The 20,532-nt window shown below is 54.0% G+C and carries 21 protein-coding genes and 1 pseudogene; 5 read left to right on the top strand and 17 right to left on the bottom strand.

All coding sequences use genetic code 11. From position 1 onward, the window contains the following. Window positions 1-4: 4 nt before the first annotated feature. From pgpA to nrdR, 6 genes are all read right to left on the bottom strand, one after another. Window positions 5-520, bottom strand: coding sequence for a phosphatidylglycerophosphatase A (gene pgpA, locus ACLD4F_RS11640; RefSeq protein ID WP_000154063.1), 516 nt, complete (start codon window positions 518-520; stop codon window positions 5-7). Beyond that, complete coding sequence (thiL, locus tag ACLD4F_RS11635) at window positions 498-1,475, bottom strand: thiamine-phosphate kinase (RefSeq protein ID WP_023207506.1); 978 nt, start codon at window positions 1,473-1,475, stop codon at window positions 498-500. Before thiL ends, pgpA begins: the two co-directional genes overlap by 23 nt. A gap of 78 nt (window positions 1,476-1,553) precedes the next feature. After that, window positions 1,554-1,973 (bottom strand): transcription antitermination factor NusB, encoded by a 420-nt coding sequence (gene nusB / locus ACLD4F_RS11630; RefSeq protein WP_000801129.1) that lies wholly within the window; start codon window positions 1,971-1,973, stop codon window positions 1,554-1,556. A 20-nt stretch (window positions 1,974-1,993) separates the two neighbouring features. Continuing rightward, window positions 1,994-2,464 carry a 6,7-dimethyl-8-ribityllumazine synthase gene (ribE, locus tag ACLD4F_RS11625; protein ID WP_001021372.1) on the bottom strand — a complete coding sequence of 157 codons (471 nt, stop codon included), beginning with the start codon at window positions 2,462-2,464 and terminating at the stop codon, window positions 1,994-1,996. 88 nt (window positions 2,465-2,552) lie between these two features. Then, a complete protein-coding gene (gene ribD / locus ACLD4F_RS11620) occupies window positions 2,553-3,656 on the bottom strand; it encodes a bifunctional diaminohydroxyphosphoribosylaminopyrimidine deaminase/5-amino-6-(5-phosphoribosylamino)uracil reductase RibD (protein ID WP_001150216.1) in 1,104 nt (367 codons plus the stop codon). Window positions 3,657-3,659: 3 nt separating this feature from the next. Continuing rightward, complete coding sequence (gene nrdR / locus ACLD4F_RS11615) at window positions 3,660-4,109, bottom strand: transcriptional regulator NrdR (protein ID WP_000543533.1); 450 nt, start codon at window positions 4,107-4,109, stop codon at window positions 3,660-3,662. 151 nt (window positions 4,110-4,260) lie between these two features. On the opposite strand from nrdR, the gene ACLD4F_RS11610 reads away from it, so the two are divergent. Continuing rightward, a complete protein-coding gene (locus ACLD4F_RS11610) occupies window positions 4,261-4,800 on the top strand; it encodes a DUF3251 domain-containing protein (protein ID WP_000198486.1) in 540 nt (179 codons plus the stop codon). Window positions 4,801-5,098: 298 nt separating this feature from the next. After that, window positions 5,099-5,962, top strand: coding sequence for a nucleoside-specific channel-forming protein Tsx (locus ACLD4F_RS11605; RefSeq protein WP_000752021.1), 864 nt, complete (start codon window positions 5,099-5,101; stop codon window positions 5,960-5,962). A gap of 83 nt (window positions 5,963-6,045) precedes the next feature. Here ACLD4F_RS11605 and ACLD4F_RS11600 read toward each other — a convergent pair whose 3' ends face one another. Then, window positions 6,046-6,153: a type I toxin-antitoxin system toxin Ldr family protein gene (locus ACLD4F_RS11600; protein WP_000176312.1), complete on the bottom strand. Its 108-nt coding sequence runs from the start codon at window positions 6,151-6,153 to the stop codon at window positions 6,046-6,048. A gap of 73 nt (window positions 6,154-6,226) precedes the next feature. Next, window positions 6,227-7,540, bottom strand: coding sequence for an ISNCY family transposase (locus tag ACLD4F_RS11595; RefSeq protein ID WP_024146079.1), 1,314 nt, complete (start codon window positions 7,538-7,540; stop codon window positions 6,227-6,229). Between the two features lie 74 nt (window positions 7,541-7,614). Between ACLD4F_RS11595 and impX the strand changes: the two are divergent. After that, window positions 7,615-7,806: pseudogene (gene impX, locus ACLD4F_RS11590) on the top strand (nucleoside efflux transporter ImpX); the annotation flags it as partial. A 247-nt stretch (window positions 7,807-8,053) separates the two neighbouring features. Here impX and yajD read toward each other — a convergent pair. From yajD to queA, 6 genes are all read right to left on the bottom strand, one after another. Further along, entirely contained in the window at window positions 8,054-8,401 is a 348-nt protein-coding gene (gene yajD, locus ACLD4F_RS11585; RefSeq protein WP_000974818.1) for an HNH nuclease YajD, read from the bottom strand. Between the two features lie 93 nt (window positions 8,402-8,494). Further along, window positions 8,495-9,466, bottom strand: a complete 972-nt coding sequence (gene secF / locus ACLD4F_RS11580; RefSeq protein WP_000046629.1) for a protein translocase subunit SecF — start codon at window positions 9,464-9,466, stop codon at window positions 8,495-8,497. 10 nt (window positions 9,467-9,476) lie between these two features. After that, complete coding sequence (gene secD, locus ACLD4F_RS11575; protein ID WP_000934811.1) at window positions 9,477-11,324, bottom strand: protein translocase subunit SecD; 1,848 nt, start codon at window positions 11,322-11,324, stop codon at window positions 9,477-9,479. 27 nt (window positions 11,325-11,351) lie between these two features. Next, complete coding sequence (gene yajC, locus ACLD4F_RS11570; RefSeq protein ID WP_000007628.1) at window positions 11,352-11,684, bottom strand: preprotein translocase subunit YajC; 333 nt, start codon at window positions 11,682-11,684, stop codon at window positions 11,352-11,354. Between the two features lie 22 nt (window positions 11,685-11,706). Then, complete coding sequence (gene tgt / locus ACLD4F_RS11565) at window positions 11,707-12,834, bottom strand: tRNA guanosine(34) transglycosylase Tgt (protein ID WP_000667305.1); 1,128 nt, start codon at window positions 12,832-12,834, stop codon at window positions 11,707-11,709. A gap of 196 nt (window positions 12,835-13,030) precedes the next feature. Next, a complete protein-coding gene (gene queA / locus ACLD4F_RS11560) occupies window positions 13,031-14,095 on the bottom strand; it encodes a tRNA preQ1(34) S-adenosylmethionine ribosyltransferase-isomerase QueA (RefSeq protein WP_001266530.1) in 1,065 nt (354 codons plus the stop codon). A gap of 93 nt (window positions 14,096-14,188) precedes the next feature. On the opposite strand from queA, the gene acpH reads away from it, so the two are divergent. Further along, window positions 14,189-14,770 carry an ACP phosphodiesterase gene (gene acpH / locus ACLD4F_RS11555; protein ID WP_001009858.1) on the top strand — a complete coding sequence of 194 codons (582 nt, stop codon included), beginning with the start codon at window positions 14,189-14,191 and terminating at the stop codon, window positions 14,768-14,770. Window positions 14,771-14,979: 209 nt separating this feature from the next. Continuing rightward, window positions 14,980-15,582, top strand: a complete 603-nt coding sequence (locus ACLD4F_RS11550) for a peroxiredoxin (protein WP_000244731.1) — start codon at window positions 14,980-14,982, stop codon at window positions 15,580-15,582. Window positions 15,583-15,653: 71 nt separating this feature from the next. Here ACLD4F_RS11550 and malZ read toward each other — a convergent pair whose 3' ends face one another. From malZ to brnQ, 3 genes are all read right to left on the bottom strand, one after another. Continuing rightward, the gene (gene malZ, locus ACLD4F_RS11545; protein WP_411010850.1) at window positions 15,654-17,471 is read right to left on the bottom strand and encodes a maltodextrin glucosidase; all 1,818 of its coding nucleotides are present in this window, start codon (window positions 17,469-17,471) and stop codon (window positions 15,654-15,656) included. A 161-nt stretch (window positions 17,472-17,632) separates the two neighbouring features. Next, window positions 17,633-19,003 carry a proline-specific permease ProY gene (gene proY, locus ACLD4F_RS11540; protein WP_000445556.1) on the bottom strand — a complete coding sequence of 457 codons (1,371 nt, stop codon included), beginning with the start codon at window positions 19,001-19,003 and terminating at the stop codon, window positions 17,633-17,635. A 74-nt stretch (window positions 19,004-19,077) separates the two neighbouring features. Then, window positions 19,078-20,397, bottom strand: coding sequence for a branched-chain amino acid transporter carrier protein BrnQ (gene brnQ, locus ACLD4F_RS11535; protein ID WP_000149625.1), 1,320 nt, complete (start codon window positions 20,395-20,397; stop codon window positions 19,078-19,080). Between the last annotated feature and the right edge of the window lie 135 nt (window positions 20,398-20,532).

Raw genomic sequence — 20,532 nt, 5'->3', positions numbered from 1 at the left:
CCCTTTAAATAATACCGAGCGGCCAGTGATGACCGATAAAATACAGTATGCCGGCGGATATCACCCCGGCGACGATATCATCGATCATAATCCCCATGCCGCCGTGCACGTTGCGATCAAACCAACGGATCGGCCAGGGTTTCCACATATCCAGAATGCGGAAAATAACGAACCCGGCAGCCACCCACTGCCAGTCCGTCGTCGGCAACGCCATTAGCGTTATCCACATACCGATAAATTCATCCCAGACAATACTGCCGTGGTCGTGTACGCCCATATCTTTCGCCGTCTGATGGCAAAGATAAACGCCAATGCAGATCCCAAACATCACGACCAGCGAATAAAGCTGCCACGGCAGAAACGTCATCAAATACCAGAAGGGGATCGCCGCCAGCGAGCCCATCGTGCCCGGCACCACGGGGCTCAGCCCGCTGCCAAAGCCGGTAGCGAGCAGATGCCACGGATTGCGCAAATTCAGGCGGCTTTTCGCAACATCTTTATGGCGTGGCAAAATGGTCATATCCTTTCCAGTCAAAGGTGACAGGCATTCCGTCACGTACAAAATTCAGCCCTTCAATATCTGCGCTCATTTGACCTATGCAGGTAAAGGGAACACCCAGTTGACCAATGGCGACATCCAGCGCGCCACGGTTCAGTTCCGGCACCGTAAAGCACAGCTCATAGTCTTCGCCGCCGGAAAGCGCCCAACGCAGCGCCTGCCCGTCATCAACATGGCGCATCATCGCATCGGATTTTGGCAGCGCATCAACATCTACTCTTGCCCCACAGCCGCTGGCCTTGACGATATGCCCCAGATCGGAAATCAAACCATCGGAAAGATCGATAGCCGCGCTGGCGATATCACGCAGCGCCTGGCCGTGTAAAATACGCGGCGTCGGGCGTAAATGCCGTTGAATTAAATAGTGAGCGTCTGTCTCCTCCGACACCTGTAGCCGGTTTTGCAAAACCGCCAGCCCGGCAGCGCTGTCGCCCGGCGTACCGGTGACATAAATCCAGTCGCCCGGCTTCGCGCCAGATCGCTTGAGCGCGCGCCCTGCCGGGATATAACCGTGGATACCCAGCGTCATCGACAGCGGTCCACGCGTGGTGTCGCCGCCAATGAGCTGCATATCGTAGTAATTCAATAGCGCAAACAGACTGTCGCTAAAAGCCTCCAACCACGCCTCATCCACTTCCGGCAACGTTAACGCCAGCGTTAACCAGGCCGGATCGGCGCCCATCGCGGCCAGATCGCTTAAATTCACCGCCAACGCTTTATAAGCCAGATCGGCAGGATCGATATTGGGGAGGAAGTGGTTGCCCGCCACCAGCGTATCGGTACTGATCGCCAGGGTCTGCTTTTCAGGAATATTCAGGAGCGCGCAATCGTCGCCAATACCGGTTTCAACATCAAGACGAGAGCTTCTTACACGGTCAAAATAACGGGCAATCAGGGAAAACTCGCCACATGCCATACGTTATGCCTCAGCAGAAAAAAAGAAAAGGCCGGAGACGGCGGGTATCGATCGCCCGCTATCTTTCCGGCCTGTGAATCACTTTTTGTTGGGACGAATCACCGGAGCTGCTTTATCCAGTACGCCGTTGACGAATTTGTGGCTGTCTTCAGCGCCAAAGGTTTTCGCCAGTTCAATCGCTTCGTTGATGGCCACTTTATAAGGCACATCGCTGCGTTTTGACAGCTCAAACAACGCAATACGCAGCACGGCTTTTTCAACCTGTCCCAGCTCTTCAAGCAGGCGGGACAGATAGGGTTTCATTAAACCATCCAGGTACGCGCTGTTAGTCGCCACCCCGGACAGCAGTTCACGGAAATAGAGAACGTCGACGTCTTTTACGTCCTGTTCCGCCAGGAACTGGTATTCAACATCAGCGATGTCGTTCTGGGACAACTGCCAGGAGTAAAGCGCCTGGACGGCACACTCACGGGCGCGGCGACGAGCAGCAGGTTTCACGGAATTCCCCTTACAAAAAATCAGGCCTTAATGGCTTTCAATACATTAATCATTTCAAGCGCGGTCAGCGCAGCTTCTGCGCCTTTATTACCGGCTTTTGTACCAGCACGTTCGATGGCTTGTTCAATACTCTCGGTGGTCAGAACACCAAAGGCTACCGGCACGCCGCTGTCCTGGGCAACGCTTGCCAGGCCATTGCTGGCGCCGCCTGCCACATATTCAAAGTGCGCAGTCCCCCCGCGAATCACGGTTCCCAGCGCAACCACGGCGTCATATTTACCGCTTTTCGCCAGCGCTTCGGTCGCCAGCGGCAGTTCATAGGCGCCAGGCACCCACACTACGGTAATATTATCATCTTTTACCTGACCAATACGCGTCAGGGCATCAACCGCGCCATCCAGCAGGCTGTCGTTGATAAACTGATTGAAACGCGCAATAGTGATGGCGACACGAGCGTCAGGGGCTGCAACGTTAGCTTTAATAATGTTCATATTCTCTCTTCCAGGGTTCATTTGGCCCCGCAGGGGGGCGGATTTTATCATAATAATTTGAGCGCTGCTCCCCTTTCGACGGGAGAACTCATGCGCTCACCATATGCAGGCAAACATCCGGGCCGACATGACGTATTTCGCTGAAGGTAAATTGCGGCGCGTCGGCGAGCTTCTCAAGCCCCGGCAATTCGCATAATCCCCGCGCCTGGGTTCCCAACAATTTAGGCGCGACATAGACAATCAGTTCATCCACCAGCCCGGCTTGCAGCAACGCGCCCGCCAGTCCCGGTCCGGCTTCAACCCATATGCTATTAATCTGCTGCCTGCCTAACTGCATCATCAGCACAACCAGATCCAAATGTCCGTTGTGCGCCGGCACGCTGATAGTACGAACCGCATCGGGCCACGCGCGGCTATCTTCCTGGGTACGCGCGATCCACGTTTCGCCAGGCTGCTGCACAATACGATGCGCAGGCGTTACCCGGTTTTGGCTGTCGATAACAATTCGCACCGGCTGGCGCAGATTTTCCTGCGGGTAAGACGCCTGCGTAGAAGCGTCTAGCTCCGCCCAACGCACCGTCAAGGCCGGATCGTCAGCCAATACCGTCGCGCTACTGGTTAAAATAGCGTGACTTTGCGCACGCAAGCGCTGAACGTCGCGCCGGGCCTGCGGCGAGGTGATCCACTGGCTTTCGCCGCTGGCCATCGCCGTCCGTCCATCCACGGAGGCACCCAGTTTAAGCTGAAGATAAGGGAATCCGGTACGCATCCGCTTGAGGAAGCCTTTATTGAGCGCCTCCGCTTCACTCATCATTAACCCGTGGCTGACCGCAATACCCGCCTGTTGCAGGCGATACAGCCCGCGCCCGGCGACCTGTGGATTTGGGTCCTGCATCGCGGCGACCACGCGCGCGACGCCGGCCGCAATCAGCGCATCGCAACATGGCGGCGTTCGCCCATGATGGCTACAGGGTTCAAGCGTGACATAGGCGGTTGCGCCTTTGGCTTTTGCGCCCGCCATCCGCAGAGCATGGACCTCGGCGTGCGGCTCTCCGGCGCGATGGTGATAACCTTCGCCGACGATGTCGCCATTGTTAACAATGACACAGCCGACATTAGGGTTCGGGTGAGTGGTGAAACGTCCACGCTGCGCCAGTTTGAGCGCTCGCGCCATGTAAAACTCATCCTGCATGGCTTAGTCCTGTAGGCGAGCGATTTCTTCGCCAAAGTCTTTGATATCTTCGAAACTGCGATAGACGGAGGCAAAGCGAATATACGCGACTTTATCGAGTTTTTTCAGCTGCTCCATGACCAGGTTGCCAATCATCTTGCTGGGAACTTCACGCTCCCCAGTAGCACGTAATTGTGACTTAATATGGTTCAATGCCATTTCAACATCATCTGCGCTGACGGGTCTTTTTTCCAGCGCTCTCAACATGCCGCTACGCAGCTTATCCTCATTAAAGGGTTCGCGCACATCGTTGCTTTTTATCACGCGCGGCATGACCAGTTCAGCCACTTCAAAGGTCGTAAAGCGTTCATTACACACCAGACACTGCCGACGGCGGCGCACGGACGAGCCCTCGCCTACAAGACGAGAGTCAATGACTTTGGTATCTACGGCGAAACAAAATGGGCAATGCATACGGCGTCCTGACCAGATGATTTAGAAAACACTATTTTACCCTGAACTGGCGCGACAACAAAGGCGGAGCGCTTTTGAGATAAAGGATCGGTGCCTTTGTGCATATAGCGCACTACCATTACGCTATCGGACCACGAAGGAAATGATCGACATGACAAGACGTTACCTAAGAATTCTCCTGGTGGGAAGTCTCTTGAGCCTGACCGCCTGCGCGCCGCAGAGCGAAGTTCGCCAGATGCATCAAAGCATTAGCACCCTGAATAAAGAGATGACCCAACTGAATCAGGAAACGGTAAAAATTACCCAACAAAATAAGCTGAATGCGGAGTCAACCCGCGGCGTCTATTTGTTGCCTGGCGCCAATACGCCTGCCCGGCTGGAGAGTCAGATCGGTACGCTACGTATGACATTGCTGGAGATTACGCCTGTCGCAGACGGCGCTCACGCAACGTTACGCATTCAGGGCGAGTCCCGCGATCCGCTGCCGGCATTCAGCGCTACCGTAGAGTACGGGCAAATTCAGGGCACTACGGAGAACTATCAGGAGGTGAATGCACAGAGCCTTCTGGTAAATGCGCCTGCCAGCTTGCTGGCGCCCAGTGATGTCAATATTTCGTTACCGTTGAAGGGGATCACTCCGGCGCAGTTAGGCTTCATTCGCATCCATGATATTCAGCCTGTTAATCAATAAACGTTCTGGCGGAGCGTTTTGTGCGTTCCGCAACATCCCCGCGCGACTTTTGTTGCCCTACTGACATTTCCGTCATTTATGACATGGATTGGTAATATTCATGAAAGATAGTACTGTCGCCGCGCCTAAAGTGCGCAAACGTGAACGCAATCGATTACGTAAATGATAGATATGTGAAACAAGACATATTTTTGTGAGCAATGATTTTTATAATAGGCTCCGCAGAAACACGAAATATTTAGAAACGCAAATTGCGTTCTTTTCACTCCCGCAAGGGATTTCAAACAGTGGCATACATATGAAAAAAACTTTACTCGCAGTCAGCGCAGCGCTGGCGCTCACCTCATCTTTTACTGCTAACGCAGCAGAAAATGATCAGCCGCAGTATTTGTCCGACTGGTGGCACCAGAGCGTAAACGTGGTAGGCAGCTACCATACCCGTTTCTCGCCGAAATTGAACAACGACGTCTATCTGGAATATGAAGCATTTGCCAAAAAAGACTGGTTTGATTTCTACGGCTATATCGATATTCCCAAAACCTTTGATTGGGGTAACGGCAACGATAAAGGTATCTGGTCCGACGGTTCTCCGCTGTTCATGGAAATCGAACCGCGTTTCTCGATTGATAAGCTGACCGGCGCAGACCTGAGCTTCGGCCCGTTTAAAGAGTGGTATTTCGCCAACAACTACATCTACGATATGGGCGATAACAAAGCCAGCCGCCAGAGCACGTGGTATATGGGTCTGGGGACCGATATCGACACCGGCCTGCCGATGGGCCTGTCGCTGAACGTGTATGCGAAATATCAGTGGCAAAACTACGGTGCTTCCAATGAAAACGAATGGGACGGCTACCGTTTCAAAGTGAAATACTTCGTCCCCATCACAGATCTGTGGGGCGGTAAACTGAGCTATATCGGCTTTACCAACTTTGACTGGGGATCTGATTTAGGCGACGATCCGAACCGTACCAGCAACTCCATCGCTTCCAGCCATATCCTGGCGCTGAACTACGATCACTGGCACTACTCGGTCGTTGCGCGTTACTTCCATAACGGCGGACAGTGGCAGAATGGCGCCAAACTGAACTGGGGCGACGGCGATTTCAGCGCGAAATCTACCGGCTGGGGCGGCTACCTGGTCGTGGGTTACAACTTCTAAACCTGCAAAAAAGGCCAGAGGTCGCCCTCTGGCCCGTTTCGGGCGCATGCGGCCATCCGGCGGCGAGTCGCGCCCACTTCACATTACTTCCGGCGATGCCACCAGCCTAAAAACAGACCTGTCGCAATCCCGACCAGCGTTGGTGCCGCCAGATCGTGCCAGATAGTAATGCTCAACTCTGTGAGCGTCATATTGCCGCCTTTGTGTCAACGCAAAGCAGAAATGTCCCCTTCGCAACAAAGCAGAAGTGTCCCCCTGACAGGTTTATTCGTCCCTTTTTGACTGAGATGATTTTGCTCTTTCTCTTGCTCGTCTTGATTGCCAGGGGTGGTCTGCTGCCGGTTTGACGTAATACTTCGATTTCAGGCTATGCCGAAGATTATCAACACGCTCATGCACGCTCTTTTCATCATCAAGCGGGAGTGGGGGCGGCCCATCAATATATTTTTCCCACTCCAGTAATTTTCCGTCGTTCAGGATGCTGAGTCTGCCATCAAATGCTTCGCATACTGTCACTGTGGCATGCCGAAGCCGGTAACCATGGCCCACGTTCTTCAGCTGGTATTCGCTGGATTTATACTGGAATGTCAGATTTTTAGAGAGGATACGGGAGCTCTGATAACTGAGAATGAAATCAAGTTCCTCCGCGCTATGACGAAGCGCCTGATGCGCATTTTCAGTATCGGCAGGCTGGATAGCAAACCGCTTGTTATAGGCGGTGATAAATTCTGGCAACCACGCATTGGCGCTCGCGATATCGGAGATATTCTGCAGGCGTAATTCTTTAACCAGCCGATCCTGGAGTGTCTGATTCGCCCGTTCCACCCGGCCCTTTGCCTGAGGCGTATTCGCATGGATAGGCTCTATTCCCAGCGTTTTTATTGCCCGGGTAAACTGGGTCAGTTCCCCTTCGCGATCGGGATTATTCACCCTGAATATACTGTGTTTGTCTGAATAAAGTGCCAGCGGTATACCATGCTGCGTGACATACTTCCCCAGCGTTTCCATATAAGCCTGAGTGGTTTCAGCAGGGGCAAAGCGCAGCCCCATCAGTGCGCTCGTGGCATCATCAATAAACACGATTAGCGTGCAGCGAGGCCCCCGGTCTTCAAACCAGTGATGCGGTGAACCATCTATCTGGATCAGCTCACCATAACAGGGGCGACGTTGACGTCGTTGATGGATACGGGCCGTTTTACGCCGCTTCTCCCGCCAGAGGTTTTCCGCAATCATCCATTTACGCAATGTCTCGGTGGAAAGGGACAAGCCATGCTCTTCATGGAGTTTTTCACCGGCAAGGGTGGGCCCAAAATCACGGTATCGTTCTTTCAACAGGGAGATGACATGGGTCCGGAACTGTGCGGAAAAAGCATTATTGGGGCGTTTGCCGCGCCGACGGGAAATCAGGCCCTCAGCGCCTTCAGTTCGGTAACGGTGTACCAGGCGTTTTATCTGCCGGACAGAGACCCCCGTGCGGGCAGCGGCCTGTTCCTGGGTGATATTTCTGCAAACAGTCTCCTGAATAATCTGAAGTCTGTTGAGCTCCTTATGGCTCATCGTCACAGCCTCTTTGAACATATCTTTCCCCCGGGAAAATCAGCAGGGGACATTTTAGAATTGGTCAAAGGGGACATTACAGCTTTGGGTTAACAATATTGCCGCCTTTGTTGCAATGGCAACGGTTCGCGGCTATCCTCAACTTGTCTGGAGTCAAGTTAGCCCCCGTAATGTTGCCGGTGAATACCGAACAATGTGCGGGGGTTTTCTCTTTCCAGCGACAAGGCCACCGGGGATCAAGCCCCCGCAACATTGCGCCTCACCGGGTTGCCCCGGCTTACCGCTGATTCTACTCTGCTCGCCAGTATCGGCAGGACTTAAAAACAAAAAAATCCCAACCTTGCGATCGGGATTCCAGTGACAATGTATGCGTTACAGGACGTTTGGGGCTGGCGACAAACTCCGGGGCTGAAAAAATGTCAGATTGCATCCGACCTACGAAAACCAATAATTCATTTATATTGCGGATTCCGTTGGGTGGAGCGAAGCGTAACCTAACATTCAACAGCACCAACAGCTTTGTCAGCAGTCTGCTTATTTCTTTTTGTTCATCATCGCTTTCAGATCGGCAAACGGGTTATAAGTCGCCTCGCCGACATCTTTTTGCGCATCTTCCCCGGCAATGACCGTCGAACCGTACTGATCGGCTTCGGTATATTTAGAATGCTCATGATCGTGGCAGTAGAGGCACAATAGCTCCCAGTTGCTGCCGTCTTCCGGGTTATTGGTGTGGTCATGATCGATATGATGCACCGTCAGCTCACGCAGATTTGAATACACAAACTCACGGGAACAACGTCCGCACACCCACGGAAACAGCTTCAGCGCTTTTTCACGATAGCCGCTTTCCAGGCGCGCGTAGTTTTTTGGGATGATAGCCATGATAGTTCCTCATGCAATCGAGTTTATTCTGGATAATAAAAAGCCGCAGCACCCTGCGATGTTGCGGCTTTTTTCAGTCATGTTAACGCCAGCTTACGGCAGAATGGACGGCTGATCCGCCCCTTCTTTTTCGACTTTCTGCTGCAGCATATGCTCGCGCTTCATACCGAGTTTCAGCGCCAGCGCCGATGCGACATAGATAGAAGATGCCGTACCAATAGAGACACCGATCAGCATCGTCAGCGAGAAGCCTTCCAGTACCGGACCGCCGAAGAGGTACAGCATCAGAATTACCACTAACGTCGTACCGGAGGTAATCAACGTACGGTGTAGCGTCTGGGTCAGCGACACGTTAAAGATTTCGTAAGGCGTCCCGCGACGGATTTTGCGGAAGTTTTCACGAATACGGTCGGAGACCACGATACTGTCGTTCAGCGAGTAACCGATCACCGACATCAACGATGCCACAATGGTCAGGTCAATCTCGATATGGAAAAGCGACAGTATCCCCAGCGTAATGATCACGTCGTGCGCCAGCGCGATGACCACCCCTGCCGCCAGTCGCCACTCAAAGCGGAAACCGACATAAACGAGGATAGAGATCAACGCCACCAGCAGCGCCATAGCGCCGGTTTGCGCCAGATCGGCGCCCACGCTTGGCCCCACGAATTCAATACGCTTCACGGCCGCGTTCTGGTTGGTGGCTTCATTAATGATCGTCACCACTTTGCTACCCAGTACCTGACCGCCGGTTTCACCTTCGGTTGGCGGCATACGCACCATAATGTCGTGACTGCTGCCAAAGTTCTGCAACTGCGGCTCTTCATAGCCCGCTTTTTGCAGCGCTTCGCGCATCACGTCCATTTCAGCCGGTTTTTCCAGCGTGATTTCAATTACCGTACCACCGGTGAAATCCAGCCCCCAGTTAAACCCGCGTACGCCCATAATGACAATGGCCGCGATCAGCAACAGCCCGGAGATGCCGAATGCCCAGAAGTCCCAGCGCATAAAGTCATAGACTTTACGGCCGTGGTTTAGTTGTTCAACAGTGTATTCCTGTGCCACATCGCACTCCTCAGATTGACAGCTTAGTGACGCGCTTGCCGCCATATAGCAGGTTTACGATAGCACGCGTACCGATAATCGCGGTAAACATCGACGTCGCCACACCGATACCGGTCGTAATCGCGAACCCTTTAATTGCCCCGGTACCGACAGCATACAGAATGATGACTTTAATCAGCGTCGTGATGTTCGCATCGAAGATGGAACTGAACGCGCCGGCATAGCCTTCGTTTATCGCCTGCTGTACCGTGCGGCCATTACTCAACTCTTCTTTGATACGTTCGTTAATCAGAACGTTGGCGTCGACCGCCACCGCAAGGGTTAACACGATACCCGCAATCCCCGGCATACTGAGCGTTGCCCCCGGCAACAGCGACATGATACCGACAATCAACACCAGGTTAGCCACTAACGCGCTGGTCGCAATCAGACCAAACTTCTTATAGAAGAAGATCATGAACAGGATGGAGACCACCAGACCGGCCAGACAGGCTTCCAGGCCCTGCTTAATATTTTGCATACCCAAAGTCGGGCCAATGGTGCGCTCTTCAACGATCTGAATCGGCGCAATCAGGGCACCCGCACGCAGCAACAACGAGAGCTGACGCGCTTCGTTCGGGTTGCTGATACCAGTAATACGGAAGCTGTTACCCAGCCGAGACTGGATGTTGGCAATGTTAATCACCTCTTCCTGTTTCACCAGTACGGCGCGACCGTTAGCGTCTTTCTTACCACTGTCTTTATACTCCACAAACAGGGTCGCCATCGGTTTGCCGATATTGTCCTTAGTGAAGTTAGACATGATATTGCCGCCTGCGCTATCCAGCGAGATGTTAACCTGCGGTTGGTTATATTCATCCTGGCTGGACGTCGAGTCGGTGATATGGTCGCCGGTGAGGATCACGCGTTTGTACAATACCACCGGCTGACCTTCGCGGGTCTGTTTCACTTCGGAATCACCCGGTACGCGCCCGGCAGCAGCGGCGGCCTGGTCAACGTTGGTATTCACCAGACGGAATTCCAGCGTCGCGGTCGCGCCGAGAATTTCTTTCGCGCGAGCGGTATCCTGGATACCCGGCAGCTCAACCACAATACGGTCTGCGCCCTGGCGTTGTACGACAGGCTCCGCGACGCCCAGTTGGTTAACACGGTTACGCAGAATATTAATGTTCTGCTGAACGGCGTATTCACGCGCTTCGCTCAGGCGCGCATCGGTCATTACCGCGCGAAGTTGATTGCCGCTCTGGCTGGAAATCACCAGGTCACGATGACGCGGCGTCAGATAGGCGATCGCCTCATCACGCGCTTTACTGTCACGGAACGTGATGCTCAGCCCATAATTATTTTCTTTACGAACGGTGGTATAAGGAATGCCTTTTTCACGCAGATCGCTGCGCAGGCTATCGATATTTTGTTCCTGGAGTTTACCTAACGCGGTATCCATATCCACTTCCATCAGGAAGTGAACGCCGCCGCGCAGATCAAGACCGAGCTTCATCGGATCGGCGTGAATAGCCGCCAACCAGCGCGGCGTAGCCGGCGCAAGGTTAAGCGCCACGACATATTTATCCCCCAGCACGCTCATCAGCGCTTCACGGGCGCGTAGCTGGGTATCGGTGGTGTCGAAGCGCGCAAGAATAGCGCCCTCTTCCAGTGCCACAGACTTAGCGGGAATTTTTTCTTCTTGTAACGTTTTCTGGACCTGGATCAGCGTTTGCTCACTGGCGGCGACGCCGCGCACGCCAGTGATTTGAACAGCCGGATCCTCACCATACAGGTTGGGAAGTGCGTAAAGCAGGCCGACGATAATCACGACGACCAGCATGATGTACTTCCACAAAGGATAACGGTTTAACACGGCAGTTCCCTTTGGGAAAACGAAATATTACAGCGCCTTCATGGTGCCTTTCGGCAGAACGGCAGCTACGAAGTCACGTTTGATAACCACTTCCGTGGTGTCATTCAGCGCGATGGCAATGTAGCCGGCTTCCGCTACTTTGGTCACTCGACCGACCAGACCGCCATTCGTCAGAACTTCATCACCTTTCGCAATGGAGTCCATCAGCTTTTTGTGCTCTTTGGTGCGCTTCTGCTGCGGGCGCAGGATCATGAAATAGAAAATCAGACCAAACACCACCAGCATTAAAATCAGAGACATCGGGCTGCCCTGCGCCGGAGCACCTGTTGCCGCTACCGCATCAGAAATAAAAAAGCTCATTCAAATTCCCTCATTATTAAAATTAATCAACGTTCAAAGGTGGAACGGGTCGCCCCTGACGTTGGTAAAACTCGGTTACGAAGCTCTCTAATTTACCCTCTTCAATAGCCTTGCGTAAACCCGCCATCAAACGCTGGTAGTAACGCAAGTTATGAATGGTATTGAGACGCGCACCTAATATTTCGTTGCAACGGTCGAGATGATGCAAGTAAGCGCGTGAATAATTGCGACAGGTGTAGCAATCGCACTCGGCGTCAAGCGGGCTGGTGTCGCTTTTATGCTTTGCATTACGAATCTTCACCACGCCGTCGGTCACAAACAGATGACCATTACGGGCATTTCGCGTTGGCATGACACAGTCAAACATATCAATACCGCGACGCACCCCTTCCACCAGATCTTCCGGTTTACCCACGCCCATCAGGTAACGCGGTTTGTCAGCCGGGATCTGCGGGCAAACGTGCTCCAGAATGCGGTGCATATCTGCTTTCGGCTCACCGACAGCCAAACCGCCGACAGCGTAGCCATCAAAGCCAATCTCTACCAGACCTTTCACCGAGATATCGCGTAAATCTTCGTAAACGCTGCCCTGAATGATGCCAAAAAGCGCATTCTTATTGCCAAGGCTATCAAAACGGTCGCGGCTACGCTTCGCCCAACGCAACGACATCTCCATCGAGCGTTTAGCATAGTCCCAGTCTGCCGGGTACGGGGTACATTCATCAAAGATCATCACGATATCGGAACCGAGATCGTACTGGATCTCCATCGACTTTTCCGGATCGAGGAAAATCGGATCGCCGTTGATCGGGTTACGGAAGTGCACGCCTTGCTCGGTAATCTTACGAATATCGCCGAGGCTGAAGACCTGGAAGCCGCCGGAATCGGTGAGAATAGGCCCTTTCCACTGCATAAAATCGTGCAGGTCGCCATGCAGCTTCATGATCTCCTGACCCGGGCGCAGCCACAGGTGGAAAGTGTTGCCGAGAATAATCTGCGCGCCGGTCGCTTCCACTTCTTCCGGCGTCATGCCTTTTACCGTACCGTAAGTACCCACAGGCATAAAGGCTGGCGTTTCCACTACGCCACGATCAAACACCAGACGACCGCGACGCGCGCGACCATCGGTGGTATCTAACTCAAATTTCATTATCACTCCTGCGTCAGAAAAACAGTCCGACGTTTAACGACTCGCTACGGAATGATTCCATAGCTAATAAATTCCCGAAGGCGTCATCGGCGCAGCCAGTTTGGGGTCGACCAGCGCACAACCACCGGAGCGTACACGCAGTACGTGAGGATGGCGAGCACTGCCCGGCGTCAAAATGGCAAGTGAGATAGCCTTCTTACGGACGCTCAGAAATAGCCTGCGGATTGTACGTGATAAACATCGCGTCCCCGTAGCTAAAAAAGCGATATTTTTGTTCTACCGCAGTCTTATAGGCATTCATGGTGTGTTGATAACCGGCAAATGCGGAAACCAGCATAATCAACGTCGATTCCGGCAGATGGAAGTTGGTGATCAGCGCATCAATCACTTTGTATTGATAACCTGGATAAATAAAGATTTGCGTATCGCCGAAGAACGGCTCTATCAAATCGCTTTTTGCCGCCTGCGCCGCGCTTTCCAGCGAGCGTACCGAGGTGGTGCCGACCGCAATCACGCGGTTACCGCGCGCTTTCGCCGCCAGCACCGCGTCGACCACCTCTTGCGGCACCTCAGCATATTCGGAGTGCATGATGTGATCTTCAATGGTATCGACACGCACCGGCTGGAAAGTGCCCGCGCCTACGTGTAGCGTAACAAACGCCATTTCGACACCTTTCTCACGAAGCGCCGCCAGCAGCGGCTCATCAAAGTGCAGCCCGGCGGTCGGCGCGGCGACGGCGCCCGGTTTTTCACTGTAGACCGTCTGGTACAGTTCGCGGTCGGCGTCCTCGTCCGGACGGTCGATGTACGGCGGCAACGGCATATGGCCGATGGCGTTGAGAATATCCAGCACCGGACGCGGGTCATTAAACTCAACTTCAAACAGAGCGCCGTGACGCGCGGTCATGGTCGCGTGAATACTTTCGTCGTCGCCCAGCAGCAGTTCCGTGCCCGGTTTTGGCGCTTTAGAAGCGCGAATATGCGCCAGGATGCGTTTATCATCGAGCATACGTTCGACCAGCACTTCTATCTTGCCGCCGCTGGCTTTACGGCCAAACAGCCGCGCCGGGATCACGCGGGTATTATTGAAGACCAGCAAATCGCCAGGGTTGAGCTTATCGAGCAGATCGGTGAAAGTACCGTGCGTCAGCGCGCCCGTCGGCCCCTCTAATGACAGCAAACGGCAGCGACTGCGTTCCGGCTGTGGGTAGTGGGCAATCAGGGATTCGGGTAGTTCAAAGGAAAAATCGGTAACGCGCATGACTCTGACTCAGACTAAAATAAGAGGCGGGTAGTCTAGTGCCGGGGCGTTCCCGCTGCAACCGTTACCCGCTTTTTGGACAGAGAATCAATAATGAATTTTCTTGCTCACCTGCATCTGGCGCACCTTGCCGACAGCTCGCTTTCCGGTAATCTTCTGGCCGATTTTGTCCGCGGTAACCCGGCAACGCATTATCCTCCTGACGTGGTAGAGGGTATTTATATGCATCGGCGTATTGACGTCATGACCGACAACCTGCCGGAAGTTCGTGAGGCGCGAGAGTGGTTCCGCCATGAAACGCGGCGCGTGGCGCCCATTACGCTGGACGTCATGTGGGATCATTTTTTATCGCGCCACTGGACGCAAATCTCTCCCGATTTTCCACTTCAGGCGTTTGTCGGCTACGCCCATGCGCAGGTCGCGACGATTCTGCCCGACTCCCCGCCGCGCTTTGTCAACCTGAATGATTATCTTTGGTCAGAAAAATGGTTAGAGCGGTATCGCGATATGGATTTCATTCAAAACGTGCTGAATGGCATGGCGAATCGCCGTCCCCGGCTGGATGCCTTGCGTGATTCCTGGTACGATCTGGACGCGCACTACGACGCGTTAGAAGAGCGCTTCTGGCATTTTTATCCGCGTATGATGGCACAGGCCGCCCGCAAAGCGCTGTGACGGCCTGATAGCGAGGGCGTGCGTCAGATCCGCCGTTGGCAGAAAGATGGTTCGCTGTCATAAAGGGGTCATCATTACGATTTATAATGACCCGATCGATAGGCAAAAGCTGTCTCATTGATTGTCAAGACCGCATTGTTTTGTCGCTTCGCCCTCCCTATACTGCCCGCGTTGCGTTCTAAAACCCTTAATATTGCAGGAGAATTATTATGGTACTGGTTACTCGTCAGGCCCCGGATTTCACCGCTGCGGCGGTACTGGGTAGCGGTGAGATTGTTGATAAATTCAACTTCAAACAGCACACCAATGGTAAAACAACCGTTCTGTTCTTCTGGCCGATGGACTTCACTTTTGTTTGCCCGTCTGAGCTGATCGCCTTCGATAAACGTTATGAAGAATTCCAGAAGCGCGGCGTTGAAGTGGTCGGCGTTTCTTTCGACTCTGAGTTCGTCCACAACGCATGGCGTAACACCCCTGTCGATAAAGGCGGCATTGGCCCGGTGAAATACGCAATGGTTGCTGACGTGAAGCGTGAAATTCAGAAAGCTTACGGTATCGAACATCCGGACGAAGGCGTTGCGCTGCGCGGCTCTTTCCTGATTGACGCTAACGGTATTGTTCGCCACCAGGTCGTAAACGATCTGCCGCTGGGTCGTAACATCGACGAAATGCTGCGTATGGTCGACGCGCTGCAGTTCCACGAAGAGCACGGCGATGTCTGCCCGGCGCAGTGGGAAAAAGGCAAAGAAGGCATGAACGCCTCTCCGGACGGCGTGGCTAAATACCTGGCTGAGAACATTTCCAGCCTGTAAGTCAGTGCATTGATAAAAGGCTCGCGAATGCGAGCCTTTTTTATGCGTGAGGTGTTACGAACCACCTCGCCTCAACGATTCATCCATACCGTCGCGGAAATCGCGGGTAAACGAAGTCTTCCCTCGCGGATGTTACCGCTTCCCGTTTTACATTGCCATCCGGCCACGTTCAGCAACGGCAACGCTTCCAGCGCCACTTCACAGGCCTCGCCCCGGTTAATCGCCACCAGCGCCCGCTGCTGCTGATAAACCCGCACGAATACCACTACGTCACCTTCGGCATACAGCGCCTGGCATCCGCCACGACGCAGCGCCAGACTGCGCTGACGCAGTTTCGCCATACGCTGGTACAGCGCCAGCAAGTTGCCGTCCTGCTTGCGTTCATCCCACGGGAACGGTTTGCGGCACATGGGGTCATTTGCGCCGTCCACGCCGACTTCATCGCCGTAATAAATACATGGCACGCCGGGCCATGTAAACAGCCAGACCACCGCCAGCGGCAGGCGCGCCGCGTCTTTACCGAGCAAGGTTTTAAAGCGCGCAGTATCATGGCTGTCGAGTTGATTAAACATGCGTAGTTGTTGCTGATGTGACAGCCCGGCGCGGTAGTTATCCATCCACGCGATACAGGTCCGGGCATCAATATGCTGTGGTTCGTAAGCGATATCAGTATTGGCGAGAAATCCCCATAGCGGGAAGGTGAAGCCGCGATAATTCATGGCGGCATCTTCCGCATCGGCCTGTAGCCACTGCCGCGCATCGCCGAAATGTTCCCCCACAATATAGGCTTCAGGCTGCGCCTCTTTTGCCGCCCGGGTAATGCCGGCGACGTGCTGCAAATTGTGGCGCGCCCCGCCCGCCTCGCCCAGCATATGTACGACATCCAGCCGCCAGCCGTCCATATTCCACGGTGCCTTTAGCCAGTGACGAACGATACTGTCCTCACCGCGATAGATCTCATCGACCAGTGTTTCTGATTGATAATCGAGTTTCGGCAGGCTCGGATAACCCAGCCAGTCCAGCGCCACGCCTTGTGGTGAAAAGGAGTACCAGTCGCGCCACGGCGAGTCCGGGTGATGGCACGCGCCGCCAGTGCTGCGGTTATGCCTGTCAAACCACGCATGCGAGTCGCCGCTATGATTAAACACGCCATCCAGCACCAGCCTCATGCCCTGCGCCTGGGTTTCACGCCGCAGGCGTAGCAGCGCCCGATCGCCGCCAAATTGCGGATCGACATGGCGATAATCTTCCGTGTCGTACTTATGGACGCTCGGCGCGGTAAATACCGGATTCAGATATAGCGCTGTGACGCCCAGTTTTTTCAGATACGGCAGCTTCTCACAAATGCCATTCAGACAGCCGCCGTAAAAGGTGGAACCGCCCGCCTGGGGGGTTAAAGGATCGTCCCAGTCGCGCAGCACAATCTCCTGACCTGCGGCATGATGGTAATACACCCGGTCCTGATCGGCTTCACGCGTCGCGCTGCGGGCAAAACGATCCGGGAAGATCTGATAAAAAATTTGATCGGCGACCCACTGCGGGCCGCTATCCGGCGCATCAACCGCAAATTGTTCCAGCCGCGCAGGCGGAAAACGGCTAAGTCCCTGCGGCGTAAACCAAAGCTGGCGGTCATGCCAAAGCAATTTAAAGCTGTAACGGCGACGGGGCTGCCCTAACGCGATATTGAGCGTCGCTCGCCACGCCGTCACGCCCGGCTGCGGCTGGCGGCGCTGTTTGCGCATCGCCAGTGAGATTTCTTCATTATCGAATTCTGAGCGCAACGTCACGCGAGACGGCGGATTTTCTCCGCTCAGCCACAGCGTAATGGTTAATTTATCGTTATGTTGCTTCACAAATGGGGCAACCGGTAGGTGCCAGGCATTCAACATCTCGTATCCCCTCTACTGAAAATGGGGCCACCTTGCCATAGAGATTTAAAGGATAACTCATCATCCAGGGGTTTATTAGGGGAGGAGACTCCAGGAGGAGAAGCGGCTCCGCTTATCCGGCCTGCCGTTGCCTGCAGACCGGATAAGGCAGAGAAAAACGACTACGCCTGCGCCAATTGACGGTCGCGACGGCGTTTAAATATCCAGCCAATCAACAGCAGAACTATCCAGGCGAAGCCCACATACAGTGAGATGCGGGTATCCGGATGGTAGCCGATAAGCGCAATAATGAAGACCAGGAAAATCAGACCCGCTATCGTCGTTACGACACCGCCCGGCACCTTAAATTTCAGCGCTTTTACCTCTTCCGGCGGTAAACGACGACGGAAGGCGATTTGCGACAGCAGGATCATAATCCATACCCATACCGTCGCAAACGTCGCCAGCGAAGCAATCACCAGGAAGACGTTTTCCGGCATGATGTAGTTCAGGTAAACCGCAAACAGCAGCGCAATCGTCATCACCAGTACAGTGACCCACGGAATACCACGGCGTGACGTTTTGGCAAAAATTTTCGGCGCGCTCCCCTGCTCCGCCATACCATGCAGCATACGGCCTACGCCAAACACATCGGAGTTGATAGCGGAAAGCGAGGCGGTCAATACCACAAAGTTCAGAATGCTGGCGGCAAAGGTAATCCCCATATGCTGGAACGTCAGCACAAATGGGCTGCCGTTTGTGCCGACCTGATTCCACGGATAGATAGACATAATGACGAACAGCGTGCCGACATAAAATACCAGGATACGCATCGGTACTGAGTTAATGGCGCGCGGAATGGATTTCTCCGGGTCTTTCGCTTCCCCGGCGGTGATACCGATAATCTCAATCCCGCCGTAAGCGAACATCACCATTTGCAGCGACATGATCATTCCCAGCCAGCCATTGCTGAAGAAGCCGCCGTTACTCCACAGGTTATGAATGCCGGTCGGCTGCCCGCCGTTGCCAATTCCCCACACAATGATGCCGATACCCGCGACAATCATGATAATAATGGTGGCGACTTTGAAGAAGGAGAACCAAAACTCCAGCTCGCCGAACACCTTGACGCTCATCAGGTTGATGGCGCAAATGATCAGCACCACGCTAAGTACCCAAATCCAGTGCGGCACGGCGGGGAACCAGACTCCCATGTAAATGCCGAACGCGGTCACGTCGGCAATGGCGACGATCAGGATCTCAAAACAGTAGGTCCAGCCGGTAATGTAGCCCGCAAGCGGGCCGAGGTTTTCCTGCGCATAGCGCGAAAATGAGCTGGCGGCAGGGTTGTGAACGGACATTTCCCCCAATGCGCGCATAATGATATATGCCGCGACCCCGCCAATAATATAGGCCAACAGCACGCTCGGCCCCGCCATTTTGATGGCGTCCGCCGAGCCGTAAAACAGGCCGGTGCCGATTGCCGAACCTAATGCCATAAAGCGAATGTGCCGGGTGCTCAGCCCACGCTTTAGCTTATTATTGCTTTCCATCAATTTCTGACCTATCAACACAATAAAAAACCACGGGGCGTTAAGCCCCGTGGTGTACACATATGTCAGCGATTTTAGTGAGCGCTGGAGGTCACCTGCCGACCCGCCGCGCGATCCCAGATAATCGCCAGGATCACCATCACCACCGTTGGCATCAACCACGCCAGTCCCTGTTCCGCCAGCGGTAAACGCTGACTCCAGGCTGGCAGCATATCGCCAAAGGCAGATGCTTTGATGCCGTCAAGGATACCAAAAAGCAGACTGATAAACATGGCCGGCGCGATGATGCGGGTGGAATTATGCCACCATGAGCGGGTAAAACTTAATACAACCAGTGCGATACACGGCGGATAGATAGCCGTCAGCACCGGAATGGAGATTTGAATCAGATGGCTCAGTCCAAGGTTTGACACCACCATAGAGAAGCCGCCGAGAATAAAGACCAGCGTGCGGTAAGACAGCGGAATATACTGCGCGAAAAACTCAGCGCAGGCGCAGGTCAGCCCCACCGCCGTCACCAGACACGCGATAAAGATCAGCGCCGCCAGCAGGAAGCTTCCCGCGCCGCCAAAGGTATGCTGAACGTAGGCATGAAGAATCGCCGCGCCGTTCGCTGACTGATCGACCAGCGTCGCGCTATCAGAACCTAAGCGGAACAAGGCAAGGTAAAGCAGCGTCAGCCCCACGCCCGCCATCAGGCCGGCCCAGACCGTGTAACGCGTCAACAGGCGCGCTTCGGTCACGCCGCGAGAACGCGCCGCGTTCACAATAACGATACCAAACACCATCGCGCCCAGCGTATCCATCGTCAGATAGCCGTTCACAAATCCGTTAGAAAAGGCCGCATTCTGATAAGCGTCCAGGGCGTTGCTGATTGGACCGGCAGGCCAAACGATAGCCGCGACGGAAAGGATGACCAGCGCAATAATTTTCAACGGCGCCAGGAAATTCCCCACCGTATCCAGCAGCTTACCCGGATAGAGGGAAACCAGAATAACGATAGCGAAATAGACCACGCTGTAAATCAGCAACGGCATTGCAGAATCGCCGGTCAACGGAGCGATACCGACCTCAAACGACACCGTCGCGGTACGCGGCGTCGCAAATAACGGCCCGACGGCCAGATAGCAAACGGTCGCCAGCAGGAGTCCCGCCACTTTACCAATCGGCGTACTGAGGCTGTCTACGCCGCCGCCGACTTTCGCCAGCGCCACAACAGTAAGAACCGGTAGCCCTACGGCGGTAATCAGAAAACCAATAGCGGCTGTCCAGACGTGTTCACCCGCCTGCAAACCGACCATAGGAGGAAAGATAATATTGCCTGCGCCAACGAACAGCGCAAATGTCATAAAGCCCAGGGCGATGATATCGCGCGATTTTAACTGATGGGTCATAAAGTCTTACTGCCTGTGGATGGTGATGTTGTAAACATTAAAATTTTTGCCTTTCCCGGAGGATTATAAAGCGGCGTTTTTTATCAATTTCAGCGGGAAAAGCTCCCGGACCGATGCGGCGAAGAATTGTTTTTC

The sequence above is a fragment of the Salmonella sp. 741265050_HSA genome (genome assembly GCF_046569445.1).
Lineage (GTDB): Bacteria > Pseudomonadota > Gammaproteobacteria > Enterobacterales > Enterobacteriaceae > Salmonella > Salmonella enterica.
This window is presented reverse-complemented; position numbering and strand designations above follow the sequence as displayed.